This is a genomic window from Neorhizobium sp. NCHU2750, from assembly GCF_003597675.1.
Classification (GTDB): Bacteria; Pseudomonadota; Alphaproteobacteria; order Rhizobiales; family Rhizobiaceae; genus Neorhizobium.
Genome location: NZ_CP030827.1, coordinates 3,275,230 through 3,289,447 on the forward strand (window position 1 = coordinate 3,275,230; position 14,218 = coordinate 3,289,447).

11 protein-coding genes are annotated in these 14,218 nt (G+C 60.7%); 5 read left to right on the forward strand and 6 right to left on the reverse strand.

The genetic code is table 11. The annotated features are described in order from the left end of the window. Nucleotides 1–37: 37 nt before the first annotated feature. From pta to NCHU2750_RS16020, 5 genes are all read left to right on the forward strand, one after another. Nucleotides 38–2,194, forward strand: coding sequence for a phosphate acetyltransferase (pta, locus tag NCHU2750_RS16000; protein ID WP_119941419.1), 2,157 nt, complete (start codon nt 38–40; stop codon nt 2,192–2,194). After that, nucleotides 2,191–3,099 (forward strand): formate/nitrite transporter family protein, encoded by a 909-nt coding sequence (locus NCHU2750_RS16005; RefSeq protein WP_245480262.1) that lies wholly within the window; start codon nt 2,191–2,193, stop codon nt 3,097–3,099. Before pta ends, NCHU2750_RS16005 begins: the two co-directional genes overlap by 4 nt. 68 nt (nt 3,100–3,167) lie before the next feature. Next, nucleotides 3,168–4,823 carry a LytS/YhcK type 5TM receptor domain-containing protein gene (locus tag NCHU2750_RS16010; protein ID WP_119941420.1) on the forward strand — a complete coding sequence of 552 codons (1,656 nt, stop codon included), beginning with the start codon at nt 3,168–3,170 and terminating at the stop codon, nt 4,821–4,823. After that, nucleotides 4,820–5,557, forward strand: a complete 738-nt coding sequence (locus NCHU2750_RS16015; protein ID WP_119941421.1) for a LytR/AlgR family response regulator transcription factor — start codon at nt 4,820–4,822, stop codon at nt 5,555–5,557. The genes NCHU2750_RS16010 and NCHU2750_RS16015 overlap by 4 nt, the downstream gene beginning before the upstream one ends. A gap of 101 nt (nt 5,558–5,658) precedes the next feature. After that, nucleotides 5,659–6,867 (forward strand): OFA family MFS transporter, encoded by a 1,209-nt coding sequence (locus NCHU2750_RS16020; protein WP_119941422.1) that lies wholly within the window; start codon nt 5,659–5,661, stop codon nt 6,865–6,867. A 98-nt stretch (nt 6,868–6,965) separates the two neighbouring features. Here the strand turns inward: NCHU2750_RS16020 and NCHU2750_RS16025 are convergent, their stop codons facing one another. Genes NCHU2750_RS16025 through NCHU2750_RS16050 form a run of 6 tightly spaced genes read right to left on the reverse strand, consistent with a single transcriptional unit; the run spans nt 6,966 to nt 13,940 of the window. Next, nucleotides 6,966–8,204 (reverse strand): hypothetical protein, encoded by a 1,239-nt coding sequence (locus NCHU2750_RS16025; protein WP_119941423.1) that lies wholly within the window; start codon nt 8,202–8,204, stop codon nt 6,966–6,968. 1 nt (nt 8,205) lies between these two features. Then, the gene (locus NCHU2750_RS16030; protein WP_245480416.1) at nt 8,206–9,639 is read right to left on the reverse strand and encodes an aspartate aminotransferase family protein; all 1,434 of its coding nucleotides are present in this window, start codon (nt 9,637–9,639) and stop codon (nt 8,206–8,208) included. A gap of 55 nt (nt 9,640–9,694) precedes the next feature. Continuing rightward, on the reverse strand, nt 9,695–10,705 hold the full coding sequence (locus tag NCHU2750_RS16035) for an NAD-dependent epimerase/dehydratase family protein (protein ID WP_119941425.1): 1,011 nt from the start codon (nt 10,703–10,705) through the stop codon (nt 9,695–9,697). A 42-nt stretch (nt 10,706–10,747) separates the two neighbouring features. Then, nucleotides 10,748–11,164 carry an EamA family transporter gene (locus NCHU2750_RS16040; RefSeq protein ID WP_119941426.1) on the reverse strand — a complete coding sequence of 139 codons (417 nt, stop codon included), beginning with the start codon at nt 11,162–11,164 and terminating at the stop codon, nt 10,748–10,750. Next, complete coding sequence (locus tag NCHU2750_RS16045) at nt 11,161–12,501, reverse strand: FAD-binding oxidoreductase (protein ID WP_119941427.1); 1,341 nt, start codon at nt 12,499–12,501, stop codon at nt 11,161–11,163. Before NCHU2750_RS16045 ends, NCHU2750_RS16040 begins: the two co-directional genes overlap by 4 nt. Further along, the gene (locus NCHU2750_RS16050; RefSeq protein ID WP_119941428.1) at nt 12,501–13,940 is read right to left on the reverse strand and encodes a UbiA family prenyltransferase; all 1,440 of its coding nucleotides are present in this window, start codon (nt 13,938–13,940) and stop codon (nt 12,501–12,503) included. Before NCHU2750_RS16050 ends, NCHU2750_RS16045 begins: the two co-directional genes overlap by 1 nt. Nucleotides 13,941–14,218 lie beyond the last annotated feature (278 nt).

The window sequence follows — 14,218 nt, forward strand, 5'->3', positions numbered from 1 at the left end:
ACGAAACTATCGCGAACCTATGGAAGGATAATCCTAGATGGGCGCACGTATAATCTTTCTCGCCCCCGCGGCCCAGGATGTCGGACTGACCTCCCTGGCGCTCGGGCTTGTGCGAGCCCTGCAGCGCGACGGCATGAAGGTCGCCTTCGTCAAGCCGATCGCCCAGCCCCGGTCGGAAGGCCGGCGGCTGCAGAAGGGCGTCGACACGTCGAGCCACTTTGCCCGCACCCTGTGCATGACCCAGTCCCCCGACCCAATCCCGTTCGAGCGGGCAGAGGAACAGGTCCGCAAGGGCGATCTCGCAGCCCTGCTCGAAGACGTTGCCACCATGACCGAGGCGCTGCGCGCCGATCATGACGTGGTTGTCGTCGAGGGCCTGATCCCGCTCGCCAGCGCCCAGATCGCGCTGCGCCTCAATGTCGAGATCGTCCGCAGCCTCGGCGCCGACGTCATCCCGGTCCTGAGCGGTGTCGACTACGATCCGAAGTTCATTGCCGAAACGGTTGCCCTGGTTCACCGTCAATATACGCGTGACGGCAACTCGCCGCTGCTCGGCCTGATGATCAACAAGATGAAGGTGGACGCCGACAAGGAGAAGCTGCAGGCGGCCCTGGCATCCTTCGGCCTGGCATCCTCGACGATTGTCGGCGCCATTCCCTATGCGCCGCGCCTCAACGCACCGCGCCTTTCCGACATCGTTGCCTCGCTGGACCTAACCGTCGAACAGGGCAAGGCACTCGACACCGTGCGCGTGCAGGAAATCGTCGTCGCCGCCCGTTCCGTCGAGAACATGATCGACCGGTTTCGTCCGGAAACGCTCGTCGTCATGCCGGGCGACCGTAGTGACATCGCCCTTGCCTCGGCGCTGGCCTATCGTCGCGGCGTGCCGCTGGCCGGCCTGCTCCTGACCTGCGGCGCACCGCTCGCACCGCCGGTTGCCGAACTTATGACCTCGGCCGGAACCGCCATCCTGCCGATCCTGTCGACCCCTGACGATACCTACGCCACGGCATCGCGCCTGTCGCATCTGAGCTACCATGTCAGCCAAGACGACAGCCAGCACATGGAAAAGGTCATCGAATTCGTCGCCGAACATGTCGATACCAGCGCGTTGCGGAGCGGGATCGGCACATCGAGCGAGCTTCGTCTCTCCCCTCCGCGTTTCCGTAACCACCTGATCGAAGGCGCCCGCAGGGCCAACAAGCGGATCGTCCTGCCGGAAGGCGAAGAGCCCCGCACCCTGCAGGCCGCCGTCATTTGCCACCAGAAGGGCATTGCCCGTTGCGTCCTGCTCGGTCGCCCGGAAGTCGTGCGCATGATGGCCAAGGCAAAGGACATCGAACTGCCCGAGGATCTGGAAATCCTCGATCCGCAGACCATCCGGGCAAACTATGTCGACGCCATGGTGGAACTGCGCAAGTCCAAGGGCATGACGCCTCCCCAGGCGATCGCCCAGCTTGAGGATACCGTCGTGCTCGGTACGATGATGCTGGCAGTCGGCGAAGTGGACGGCCTTGTTTCCGGCGCGGTCCATACCACCGCAAGCACGGTGCGCCCTGCCCTGCAGCTGATCAAGACCGAACCAGGCCAGAGCATCGTGTCCTCCGTCTTCTTCATGCTGATGCCCGACCAGGTTCTGGTCTACGGCGATTGCGCCATCAACCCGAACCCGACCGCCGAGCAGCTGGCGGAGATCGCCGTACAGTCCTCGCAGACCGCCAAGGCCTTCGGCATCGACCCGCGCGTCGCCATGATCTCCTATTCGACCGGCACATCCGGCACCGGCGGCGATGTCGACAAGGTGCGCGAGGCGACCGAGCTTGCCAGGAAGGGCAATCCGGACCTGTTGATCGACGGCCCGATCCAGTATGATGCGGCAAGCGTCGAAAGCGTCGGCCGTTCCAAGGCACCCGACAGCCCGGTCGCCGGTCGCGCCAACGTCTTTGTCTTCCCCGACCTCAATACCGGCAACACCACCTACAAGGCGGTGCAGAGATCGGCGGACGTCGTCAGCGTCGGCCCGATGCTGCAGGGACTGCGCAAGCCGGTCAACGACCTGTCGCGCGGTGCGCTGGTCGATGACATCGTCTTCACCATTGCCCTCACCGCCATCCAGGCGGACCAGCAGGCACCGGCAAATGCCGATTCCGACGCCCGTCCGGCGCCCGCAAAGAAGGACGCGGTCAACGCATGAACATCGTACAGCAAGACCCGGAGAGCCGGGACAAGATGACCTCGGCCTTCTTCCGGGGGCCGGAGGCAGGTGGATCCCTGACACCCGACGCGATCGCGGTTGCCGCTGAGGAAATGGGCGTCAAGAAGGCCAGCTACGATACGCTGACACTGCTTGGCCTGGCCGTCCTTGCCGGAGCCTTTATCGGCCTCGGTGCCATGTTCGCAACGACGACAGGCGCCGGTGCCGACGGTATGCTTCCCTATGGCCTGACCCGGCTTCTCGCCGGGTTGAGCTTCTCGCTCGGCCTGATCCTCGTACTGGTCGGCGGCGCCCAGCTTTTCACTGGCGACATGCTGATGGTGATGGCCTGGGCAAGCCGGCGTATCGCTACCCGCCGCATGGTAAAGGTCTGGGTGCTCGTCTGGCTCGGAAACCTGGTCGGCGCCGTCGTCATAGCCGGTCTCGTCTTCTTTTCCGGCCAGTACACGTTCGGCAACAACGCCATCGGTGTCACGGCCCTGCACTATGCAGAGGCCAAGGCGGCGCTCCCGGTCGTCAACGCCTTCGCGCTCGGCATTCTCTGCAACGTCCTGGTCTGCCTTGCCGTCTGGCTGGCGCTCGCCGGCCGCACCGTCGCCGACCGCATCCTGGCGATCGTCTTTCCGGTCACCGCCTTCGTCGCCGCAGGCTTCGAGCACTGCGTCGCCAACATGTATTATCTCAGCCTCGGCCTGATGATCCGTTATGGCGCGCCGGAAACCTTCTGGACGGCAATCGGCCATCCACCGGGCGAAATCCCGCTGAGTGGCGTATTCACCAACCTTGCCGTCGTCACCGCCGGCAACTGGGTCGGCGGTGCGCTTCTCGTCGGCGGCGTCTATTGGTTCATCTACCGCCGCCCCGGCAAACCGGGACATCATTGAACCAAAGCGATTGATCATAAGGGCAGGAATTGCTCTTATGATCGTCATCGCAGCAAGAATGACACCCCATGATCCTCCTCGGCCTTTTCGAACGCGCAGCATTGATGCTGATGGTGCTGTTCTTTCTGGGGCGCACCAGGCTTTTCAAGAACGTCCTCTGGAAAGGTCAGCTCAGCGGCATGGAGCTGGCTTTCATATCTGCCCTCTTTTCCGGCTTTGCCGTCGGCGGCACCTATACCGGCATTCCGGTGGAAGGCGCTCTCGTCAACGTCCGCACCATCGCCATCATGTCCGGCGGCATCCTGTTCGGGCCTTGGGTGGGCATTCCTGCCGGCATCATTTCCGGCCTGCACCGTTACCTCATCGACATCCATGGCTTTTCCGCCATCCCCTGCCTGATCAGCAGCGTCTGCGCCGGCCTTTTGTCGACGGTGGTCCATTATCGTGGACGACGGAAATGGCTGTGGCTGGTCGGCAGTCTTGCCGGCATGGCCTGCGAAAGCCTGACCATGCTCCTCATCCTGCTGCTGACCCCGGGCGATACCGGCATCAACATCGCGGCCGAGATCGCCTGGCCGATGATGGCGGGTTCGATCTGCATCGGCATGATCATCAAGCACATTCAGGACATCGAGGACGAGAAGGAACTGACGGCCGCGCGCGAGGCAAGGCTCGCCCTTATCATCGCCAACCGCACCCTGCCCTTCTTCCAGAACGTGCAGGACGACACGCTGACGAAGGTCTGCGAAGTGATCCACGACTGCCTCGAGGCGGATGCCGTGGCGATCACCGACCGCAATACCGTCCTCGCCTATGTCGGCCAGGGCCATGAATATTACGACGAGCAGAAGCATAAGGATTTAAACGAGTTGACCGCCGATGCGATCCGCCACGACCGCATCACCGTCAACAACAACCTGCATCGTTACCCGGCCGCCGATTTCCGCTCCGTCGCCATCATTCCGCTGCGGGAAAACGGCCTCGTCACCGGTACGCTGAAAATCTTCTTCACCCGTCCCGATATGATCACCGATTCCATGCGCGAACTCGGTGTCGGCCTGTCTCAGCTTATCTCCACCCAGATGGAACTGTCGCGGGTAAAGGCGCTCCGCGAAATGGCTGCAAGGGCCGAATTTCGCGCCCTGCAGAGCAAGATCAACCCGCATTTCCTGTTCAACGCCTTGAATGCGATCTCGTCGCTGATCCGCCTTCGCCCTACCGAGGCGCGGCACGTCATCGCCAAACTGGCAGATTACCTGCGCCAGAACCTGTCGCTCAGCGACGGCATGATCGATATCCAGGACGAGCTGCGGCAGGTGCAGGACTATGTCGCCATCGAGCAGGCCCGCTTCGGTCCGAAACTGACGGTTACCTTCGACATCGACGATGTCCATATCGATATCCCGAGCCTCTCTCTTCAGCCACTGGTGGAAAATGCCATCCTGCATGGCATCCAGTCGCAGCCACGGCCCGGCGAAGTTCATATCGCCGTCAAGCGCCTGAACGACCGGGTCAGCGTCTGCATCCGTGACACCGGCCGCGGCATCGATCCGGACGTCATCAAGTCGGTCGCCAATGGCGAAGCCGTGCGCGACCGGATCGGGCTGATGAATGTCAACGAACGCCTCAAGCTGCTGCACGGCAACGGCCTGACCATCGAACGCCTCGAGCCCGGCACGTCCGTGAGTTTCGACCTGCCGCTCGAAAACAAGGATGCTGCATGAGGGCTCTGATCGTCGAAGATGAATATCTGGCACGCGACGAGCTGAAATGGCTGATCGAGAGCCATAGCGCAATCGAGGTCGTCGCCACCGAGGAAGACGGTCTGGCGGCCCTCCGCTTTCTCCAGGAAAACGACCTCGATGTCGTGTTTCTCGACATCAACATCCCCTCAATCGACGGCATGACGCTGGCGCGGACATTGCGTAAACAGGCGACCCCGCCGAAAGTGGTGATCGTCACCGCTTACAAGGAATATGCGGCCGAGGCCTTCGAACTCGAAATCTTCGACTACATCCTCAAACCGTTCAACGAACAGCGCGTCGCCAACACGCTGCGCAGGCTGGAAAGCCAGCAGGCGCCCGCAGCCCTTCCTGCCACCATTGCGCCTGCCTCTCCTGCGACCAAACGCACCGTCAACATTCCGCGCAAGGACAGCATTCTCGTGCTGCCCGCAGACCTCATCTATTATGCTCGCGCAGACGAGAAACTGACCTATGTCCACACCGCCAAAGGCCACTTCGTCATCCCCACCAGCATCGGCGATTTCGCCGAAAAACTCCCCACTGACACCTTCTTCCGCTGCCATCGCTCATGGTGCATCAACACCTCCAAGATCAGGGAGATTTCTCCTTGGTTTAACGGCACTTACGTGATCAAGCTGCACAATTTCGACGATGTCGAAATTCCCGTCAGCCGGTCGCATCTGAAAGAGTTCAAGCAACTCATGCAGCTCTGATTGCAGCTCATTCCAAGGATCGCGCATTTCACGCTTTTTCCGGACAGAGGTAATAAAGAGAAGCTTAGATTTCCTCCGTATTCATAAAGGAGGAAACGCTCATGAGCGCCCTTTCAAATTCAAAGCGTTATTACACACTGGTCGGCACCATTTTGTGCCAGTTCGCCCTCGGCTCGGTCTACACATGGAGCCTGTTCAACGAAGGGCTGTCGCATAAGCTGTCTCAGCCGCTCAGCCAGGTGGCCTTCACCTTCGGTCTGCTGAGCCTTGGTCTCGCTGTCGCTTCATCGCTTTCGGGCCGCATGCAGGAAAAATTCGGCCTGCGCGCTGTCGCCATCACCGCCGGCCTCGCCCTCGGCCTCGGTCTCTATCTGACTTCGACCGCAACCAACCTGACCATGCTCTATATCTATGGCGGCATTCTTGTCGGCGCGGCTGACGGTACCGGCTACCTCCTCACCCTGTCGAACTGCGTGAAGTGGTTCCCCGAACGCAAGGGCCTTGCATCGGCCTTCTCGATCGGCGCCTATGGTCTCGGCAGCCTCGGCTTCAAGTATCTCAACCTCGCCCTTCTTAACCGTTTCGGCATGGAAAGCGCCTTCGGCATCTGGGCAATCGTCGCACTCGTTCTTATCGTCGGCGGCGCGTTTCTGATCAGCGAAGCCCCGCAACCGGCCCTCGGCAATGCCCGCGCCCGCGCTGCAGCCGGCGACTACACTCTCGCCGAAGCCGTCCGCCAGCCGAAATACTGGATGCTGGCCCTGATGTTCCTCACCGTGTGCATGAGCGGCCTCTACCTGATCGGCGTCGCCAAGGATGTCGGCGAACGCTACGTCGGCCTGTCGACCTCGGTTGCCGCCGATACCGTTGCCATCGTCGCTGCTGCCAACCTTCTCGGCCGTCTGGTGCTCGGCGTCCTGTCGGACAAGATCCCGCGCATCCAGATCCTCAGCATCGCCCTCGCCTGCGCTTTGGCCGGCATGCTTCTCCTGCTCTTCGTGCCCCTCAACGAATACTCGTTCTACGTTGCGGTCGCCTGCGTCGCCTTCTCCTTCGGCGGTACGATCACCGTCTATCCCGGCCTCGTCAGCGACTTCTTCGGACTGACCAACCTCGCCCGCAACTACGGCCTGATCTATCTGGGCTTCGGCATCGGCAGCGTCATCGGCTCGATCGTATCGTCAGCACTCGGCGGCTTCCTGCCCACCTTCTACCTCTCGCTTGTGCTGCTGGTCGTCTCGCTCCTGTGCTCGGTCAGCCTATGGCCCAGCCATTCGCATGGCTCGAAGCCGGTAGCAGCGGCTCACTAACCCTCCAGTCGATCCCGAAAAATCGACCTTGCCGTCCGCCGAAAGGCGGGCGGTTTTTTGTTCTTCTGATCGGGGAGTACCCAACGCCTAAGGCGAGGTCAGGCCTTGGCGGATACCTGAGACACACCGCCTCTCGCCCGCAGACCCGCGAATGCGAGCAGAAAGAAGACAAATAGCGGCGAGAAATAGATGCGTCCGTCATGCAGCGGGAAGATCACGAATTTGGCGGCTATCGCCAAAAGCAGTGCCAACATCAGAGCCTGACGGCGCCGGTTAGGCAAAAGTCCCTTGAAATAGATCATCGCACCGCAACCGATCGCCACGATATAGGCGGCAAGCCACGTATTGAGGAAAAGTGAACGATAGAGGTTGAGCGCGATCGCCTCGATATAGACCTTCAACGAGAAGGCCGGCTCGAACCCCGTCATGTCCTCCTGGATCTTGTAGGTAGAGAACCAGAAATGCGGCCACCAGCCTGTCGGATGAAAGGTCTGGCTGAGTATGACATAAGCGACAAGACTGGCGGCAAAACTCGCAGCAAAGACGAGGATGCCCCTGTCACGCAGGAACCAGACACAGGCCATCAGAACGCCCGCCACGGCAACCTGATCGGGTCGCAGCAGAACCGAGATCAGCATCAGGATGGATCCGAGAACGTCCCGGCCCCGATCATAGCTCAAAAGCGCAGCCACCAGCAGGGCATTGGCCAGGAAATCCGGCTGCTGCGTGACGGCAAACCCTTGGAACTGCAGCAGGAAGAGCAGGCCCACGACCAGAGGCGCATAACCCTGCAGCTTCGTCGCATTCAGCCACAGGCCGATCGCAATGGTCAGGATGATCAGCGCCCCGCCATTGATCACGTCGAATGCGAGAACCGGGCCGACCACCGGGATGAGCAATTTCAACAGGAAGACATAAAGCCATTTGACCTCGTACATGCCAAGCATGGAGGCAAAGGCCTGAGGGTCGGCAAACTGGCGTGTGCGGTAGGCATCCGCCTGGATGAGTTGGGTGAAGTCCTGCGCCGGTGCAGCGTTCTTCACGATCGAATAGGCGTAGGAATGAATATCGGTCGCACTTCCCATGCGGCCGAGTTCGGTCGACGCCAGATAGGCGAGCATGTCCCAATTGTAGATCCGGTGCACTTGGCCGAGCACCAGCATCATGGCCGCGAAGGCGACAAGCACGACGACAGAGATCAGGCCGGCATGTCGCCAGTAGATGCCGTTCAATCGGGAGAGCATGGCAAAGAGGATGGCGCGGGTCACATCCCGCAGGTCGGCCCTCAAGGCAGGCTGGTGGCTCGCCACCTTGCCGTCGTTTCCGATCTCCGCCACCTCACTTCACCTGCGCAGCAACGAAATCCTTCACGATGCGCACGATTCCGCGCGACATGACCTCGTCGAAGGCTGCGATGAACTCGTCCACATGGCTCTTCTCGCAGACGAGCGGCGGCTCGAGCCGGATGACATTGCGATTGTACTCGGTAAACGCCACGAGCACGCCGTGGTCGCGCAGAAGATGGCTGCCGATAAAGCCGGGCAGCGAGCCCTTCAGCTTGTCGTCCAGCATGGCGACGACCGGACGCAGCACCAAAGGCATGGTCTTCGACAGGTCGTGGAACTCGATGCCGATCATCATCCCCTGGCCGCGCACGTCCTTCAAAAGCGAGGGATAGCGTGCCTGAAGCTCTTTCAGGCGGGAAAGCAGATAATCGCCCATATTGGCCGAATTGTCGATCAGGTGCTCGTCATAGAGCACGTTCATCGCCTCGATCGCCGTGACGCAGGCCTCGCCGATGCCGCCGAACGTCGCCATGGCATGGATCATCGCCGTCTTCGGCGTGCCATAGGCCTTCATGTAGACGTCGCGCTTGGCGATCATCGCGCCCATGGCCGACTTGCCGCCGCCGAGAGACTTGGCAAGCGCCGTCACGTCCGGCACCACGCCGTGATGTTCGAACGCGTAGAACTTGCCGGTCCGGCCGAAGCCGCACTGCACTTCGTCGGCAACCCACAGCACGCCATGCTTGTCACAAAGGGCGCGCAGCTGCTGCCAGAAAGCGGTTTCCGCCTGGATGATGCCACCGCCGCCCTGCACGGTTTCAAGCACGATCACGCCGATCTCCGGATCGTTGCGGAAGGCATTCTCGATCGCATCGATATCGCCGAACGGCACGCGAACGGTATTGTCGACCAGCTTGAACTCGCCGCGATAAAGTGAGCCGTCGGTGATCGACAGGACACCCTTGGTCTTTCCGTGGAAGGAGTTTTCCGCATAGACGATCTTCGGCCGCTTCGGGCCGGCAGCGCGTTCGGCAACCTTGATCGCCGCCTCCATGGCTTCCGAGCCGGAAGAGCCGAGGAAGACCATGTCGAGTTCGCCCGGCGAGCAGGCGGCGAGGTTATGCGCCAGCGCCGTCGCATATTGCGACATGAAGGCGATGGCGATTTCCTGGCGATGCTCGTCCTGGAACTTGCGGCGCGCGTCGAGAATGCGCGGATGGTTGTGGCCAAGCGCCAGCGAGCCGAAACCGCCGAAGAAATCGAGGATCTTGCGGCCGTTCTGGTCGTAGTAATACATCCCCTCGGCACGCTCGATCTTCACCTTGTGGAAGCCCAGGAGCTTCATGAAGTGAAGCTGGCCGGGGTTGAGATGGCGGGTGAAGAGATCGGTCATCTTCGCCACGTCGAGCGCCTTGGCGTCCTCGACCGAGAGAAGCGCCGGCTTGGCGATCGGCTCGTGGACCGCGTTGGCGGAAACGTCGATCATCGCATCGTCATCGTGATTGTTGAGGCTGACTGCATTGGCCATCGTTCTTGTCCTCTCAGGCTGCCTTTGCGTGGGAAACATTGTCCTGCGAACCGCCGGCAAGCCCCTTGCGATATTCGGAATAGGCGGCGATCAGCATGTCCTCGTCGCGGTATTGCGGCACCCAGCCGAGCTCGCGCTCGCCCTTGGATACGTCGAGAACGCACATTTCGTCGGCAATCAGATACTGTTCCGGATCCATGATCGGCATGTTGATCATATCGAACAGGTCGAGCGTGCGCTTTACCGCCCAGGCGGGCGTCGGCAGCAGGATCGATCGGGAGCCCGCATGCTTGACGAGATCGCCCAGCAGCTTGCGCACCGGCGGCGGATTGAGCGAACCGAGATTGTAGACCTCGTTCGGCACGCCAGCGGTAAAAGCGGCATGGGCGGCAGAGGCGCAGTCGAACACCGAGATGAACTGATAGGGGTTCTTGCCCGAACCGATCATCGGCACCGGAAGATTGTTGTCGATCAGCTTGAACAGCTTCGACAGGATGCCGAGACGACCGGGACCGATGATCAGACGCGGACGAAACAGCGAGATGTTCATGCCGCGCTTGCGCCAATCGGCTGCCAGTTCCTCGGTCTTGAGCTTGGAAAGCCCGTATTCGCCGAGTGGAGCGACGGGATGTTCCTCCGTCTGCGGCCAGACATAGGTGTGCCCATAGACCATGTCGGTGGTGAAATGGACGAGCGATTTGGTGCCCGCCTGATCCATCGCCTTGATGATGTTCTCGGTGCCGTAATAATTGACCGGGAAGAAGAAGTCGTGCCGCTTGGCGCGCACCTGTAAGGGCGACAGCATCTTGGCCGAGAGATTATAGACCATGTCGTCGCCCGTCATGCCGACCTTGGCAATCGATGCCGGATCCGTGACATCGACCTGGTCGAAGCGCATGTCGCGGTAATGCGGCAGATCGCTCTTCGCGATATCGGCGACGATCACCTCATGACCGGCGGCCTGCAGCCTTGGCGCCAGATGACGCCCGACGAAACCGTCTCCGCCGAAAATGATATGTCTCATAGCTTAATCCCCCGTCGTTCTGTCGGTTCGTCGTTGGTCTGATCAGGAATTGCTGCGCTCGAGCGCCGCAGTCTCAGTGTCTGCCTGTTTCGTTCCGCTCTGCGCGATCAAGACGGTACCGACGCAGATGAAGGCGATCCCGGCAATCTTCAGCGCCCCCAGTTCCTCCTTGAACAAGAGCCAGGCGCAGATCGCCACGGCCACATAGGCAAGGCTCAGGAACGGATAGGCATAGGAAAGATCGACCTTGCTCAGCACGTAAAGATGCGAGGCCATGGAGATCACGAAGGTGGCAAGTCCGGCAAAGACCCAAGGGTTGAAGACGATCTGGAACATCCGCTGGATGAACGTGTCGGCCGAAATGCTGATCGAGCCGAGCGACATCATGCCCTGCTTCAGCAGCAACTGTGCGGCCGCGTTGGTCATGACCGTGAAAAGGATGAACGGAATATACTTCATGATTGTCCCCGTGGGTGGTCCAAGGTGGAAAGCGCCGTCCGGCGCCAGAAATCCGAGCAGAAGCTCGTGTCGCGCAAAGCTTCAAGCCGCGGCCATTCCGGAAACGCCGACGTGAAGACTTCGGCGCTCATCCGCTGATCCTTGTAGGGATTGATCCGGCCGCCGGCCTCAAGCGTCATCCGGTCGAGCCGCTCCATCAGATCGAGCGTCGCACGGCCGTGATTGGGAAAATCCATGGTCAGGGTGTAGCCAGGCCGCGGAAACGACAGGATGCCAGGCGAGCGGACATCGCCGAACCGCTTCAGCACGGTTAGGAAGGACGACAGCCCCGCCTTACGGCTTGCCTCGAGCATGGCCGGAACGACGGTACGCCCTGCCTCGAACGGAATGACACTCTGGTGCTGATAGAGGCCCGCCGGACCATAAAGCCGGTTCCAGTCCCCCACGCCATCGAGCGGATAGAAGAACTTGCCATAGCCCGCGAGATGCGGCGTGGACTTGCGCTTGTTGGCGCCAAAGTAGGCCGCATTGAACAGGCTGAGGCTCAAGCGGTTGAGTGCCGAAAACGGCAATTCGAAGGGAACGCGCAGCGCAGCGCTTGCCGCCTCGGTTCGAAAATTGCCGTTGTCGGCATGATTGCCGGTGATCAGCACGCCACGCCCCGCGGAGGAGCCGGATGCGAGCTGGTCCACCCAGGCGACGGAATACTCGTTCTCCTCGTCGGCCGCTGCCGCGAGATCGAAATACCCCTCCATGCTCGAAAAGGCGGTAATCTTCTCGTCTATATCGAGCGAGCCGACCTTCATCAGCCTCAGCCGGGCGGAAAGGATCAGGCCGGTCAGGCCAAGTCCGCCGATCGTTGCCGAATAAAGCTCGGCATTTTCGCCGACGCTGCAGCGATAAACCTTTCCATCGGACCGCAGCAGGTCGAAGCTTTCGACATGGCAGCCGAAAGTGCCGCGCAGATGATGGTTCTTGCCATGCACGTCGTTGGCGATCGCGCCGCCGAGCGTCACGAACCGCGTGCCGGGCGTCACCGGCAGGAAAAAGCCGTGCGGTGCGATCTGCGCGATCAGCTCCTCGAGCGAGATCCCCGCCTGTGCCTCGACCACAGCGGCTTCGACATCCAGATGCAGGAGTGAACTCTGCTGCCGCATGGCTACCAGTGTGCCTGCATCGTTGTGGCAGCTGTCGCCATAGGATTTGCCATTGCCGAAAGCCAGGAAACTCGACAGCACGCCTGCACCATCACGCAAGGCGCTCACCGCCTGATCGGCGGTGACCGACTGCCTGAAATGGCGGCTTACCCGGCCGAAGCTGTCGAAGCTGGCCTGCATCAGATGACACTCGCGATGATGAACAGCACGGCACCGGCCGCGATGAACAGCTGGCTGCGCCAGTCCGTTGCAATGAACACGACCGGATCGTCATCCATCTCCTTGCGATGAGCGAGGATCCAGATCCGCACGTTGATATAGAGAACCATAGGCACCAGCGGCCAGATAACCCAAGGCTGGTGGTAGAGCGCCCGGATATCCGGGGACTGGATATAGAGCGACAGAACCATCGCCGCTGCGAAGGCCGATGCCACGCCGGACTGGGCAACGATGTCGATGTCTTCCGGACGATAGCCGCGGCCGGCAATGCGGTCGCCTTCGTCCACCGTCGCATAGCGCAGCTCGACATAGCGCTTCACCAGCGCGAGCGACAGGAAGAAGAACAGCCCGAAGGCGATCAGCCAGAAGGACAGCGGCAGGTCGGTCGCCGCCTTGCCGCCCAGAATGCGCAGGCTGTAGAGACCGGCAAGGCAGATCACGTCTATCAGCAGCATACGCTTGAGCGCCAGCGAATAGGCCGTGGTCACGACCAGATAGAGCACGATTGTCGCGGCAAACTGTAGTGGCAGCAGCGTGCAGATCGAGGCCGTCGCCACGAGCAACAAGACAGAGATCAGCAGACCGTAGGGAATGGAAATCGCACCGCTGGCAAAAGGCCGGTTGCGCTTTGTCGGATGCTGCCTGTCTAGAGGCAGATCGAGGATGTCGTTGATGATGTAGATCGCCGATGCCGACATCGAGAAGGCCACCAGGGCCAGCGTCGTATCGACAAAAGTTTCCAGCTGGAAGACGGTATGCGCAAGAACCGGCGAGGCGAAGACCAGGAAGTTCTTCAGCCACTGATGCACGCGCAGCATCTTGATATAGGTCTTGATCGTTGTCGGCTTGCTGTCGAAACGCGTGGATGAATGCGCCTTCTGATAGCGATCGGCGGCAGCATCCGGCGCCACGACGACCGCATCGCGCGCGGCTTCGAAGACCGCGATATCCGCCCGGTCGTTGCCGGCATAGTCGAAACCCTGCGGCCCGTAGAGCTTGGACAGCAGGGCTGCCTTTTTCTCGGACGCCAGATTGGTCTTGTCGTCGGTGTGATAAACGGCGCTGAACAGTCCGAGATGTGCGGCAACCGCCTTGGCGAAAGGCTCTGCCGCAGCCGTAACCAGCACGAGTTCACGCCCGCGCACGCGCTCGGCCCGCAGATAGGACACAAAGTCTTCCCGGTAAGGCAGATGGCTTGCATCGATCGTCACGCGCCGGGCGATCTCGCTCTTCAGCCGCGCCTTGCCCGACAGAAGCCAGATGGGCAGAAGAAAGAAGTAAAGCGGATTGACACGGAGAAGTTGGAATACGCTCTCCCAAAGCAGATCGGTCGAGATCAGCGTACCATCGAGGTCGACTGCCAGGGGTATGTTAACGATGTTCTGCAAGCGTACATTCATTGTCGATGTCATTCCCCTTGCCGCCCCTCGTCATCCACGCGAACACTATCAGATCTGAACGGGAGAAGGCTCCGCATATTCTCGTGTATCCGAAGCGGAACACACGGATCAGTGAAGTTTCACGCAAGAAAACAACCCTAGACTTGTATTTCAACTACGCGAAAAATATGCCGCAAGCACGAACCAGATATTAATGGCGACCGCCATCGCGCCATTTCGTGCCACGTTTTTGGAAGCAATTCCGTTTAGGGTTTAGAATTTACTCGGACGCGTCACTA

Bases quoted from the DNA above. Each gene is read 5' to 3' on its own strand.
- pta (WP_119941419.1), top strand. From the start codon at position 38: ATGGGCGCACGTATAATCTTTCTCGCCCCCGCGGCCCAGGATGTCGGA.
- NCHU2750_RS16005 (WP_245480262.1), top strand. From the start codon at position 2,191: ATGAACATCGTACAGCAAGACCCGGAGAGCCGGGACAAGATGACCTCG.
- NCHU2750_RS16010 (WP_119941420.1), top strand. From the start codon at position 3,168: ATGATCCTCCTCGGCCTTTTCGAACGCGCAGCATTGATGCTGATGGTG.
- NCHU2750_RS16015 (WP_119941421.1), top strand. From the start codon at position 4,820: ATGAGGGCTCTGATCGTCGAAGATGAATATCTGGCACGCGACGAGCTG.
- NCHU2750_RS16020 (WP_119941422.1), top strand. From the start codon at position 5,659: ATGAGCGCCCTTTCAAATTCAAAGCGTTATTACACACTGGTCGGCACC.
- NCHU2750_RS16030 (WP_245480416.1), bottom strand. From the start codon at position 9,639: ATGATCGACGTTTCCGCCAACGCGGTCCACGAGCCGATCGCCAAGCCG.
- NCHU2750_RS16035 (WP_119941425.1), bottom strand. From the start codon at position 10,705: ATGAGACATATCATTTTCGGCGGAGACGGTTTCGTCGGGCGTCATCTG.
- NCHU2750_RS16040 (WP_119941426.1), bottom strand. From the start codon at position 11,164: ATGAAGTATATTCCGTTCATCCTTTTCACGGTCATGACCAACGCGGCC.
- NCHU2750_RS16045 (WP_119941427.1), bottom strand. From the start codon at position 12,501: ATGCAGGCCAGCTTCGACAGCTTCGGCCGGGTAAGCCGCCATTTCAGG.
- NCHU2750_RS16050 (WP_119941428.1), bottom strand. From the start codon at position 13,940: ATGAATGTACGCTTGCAGAACATCGTTAACATACCCCTGGCAGTCGAC.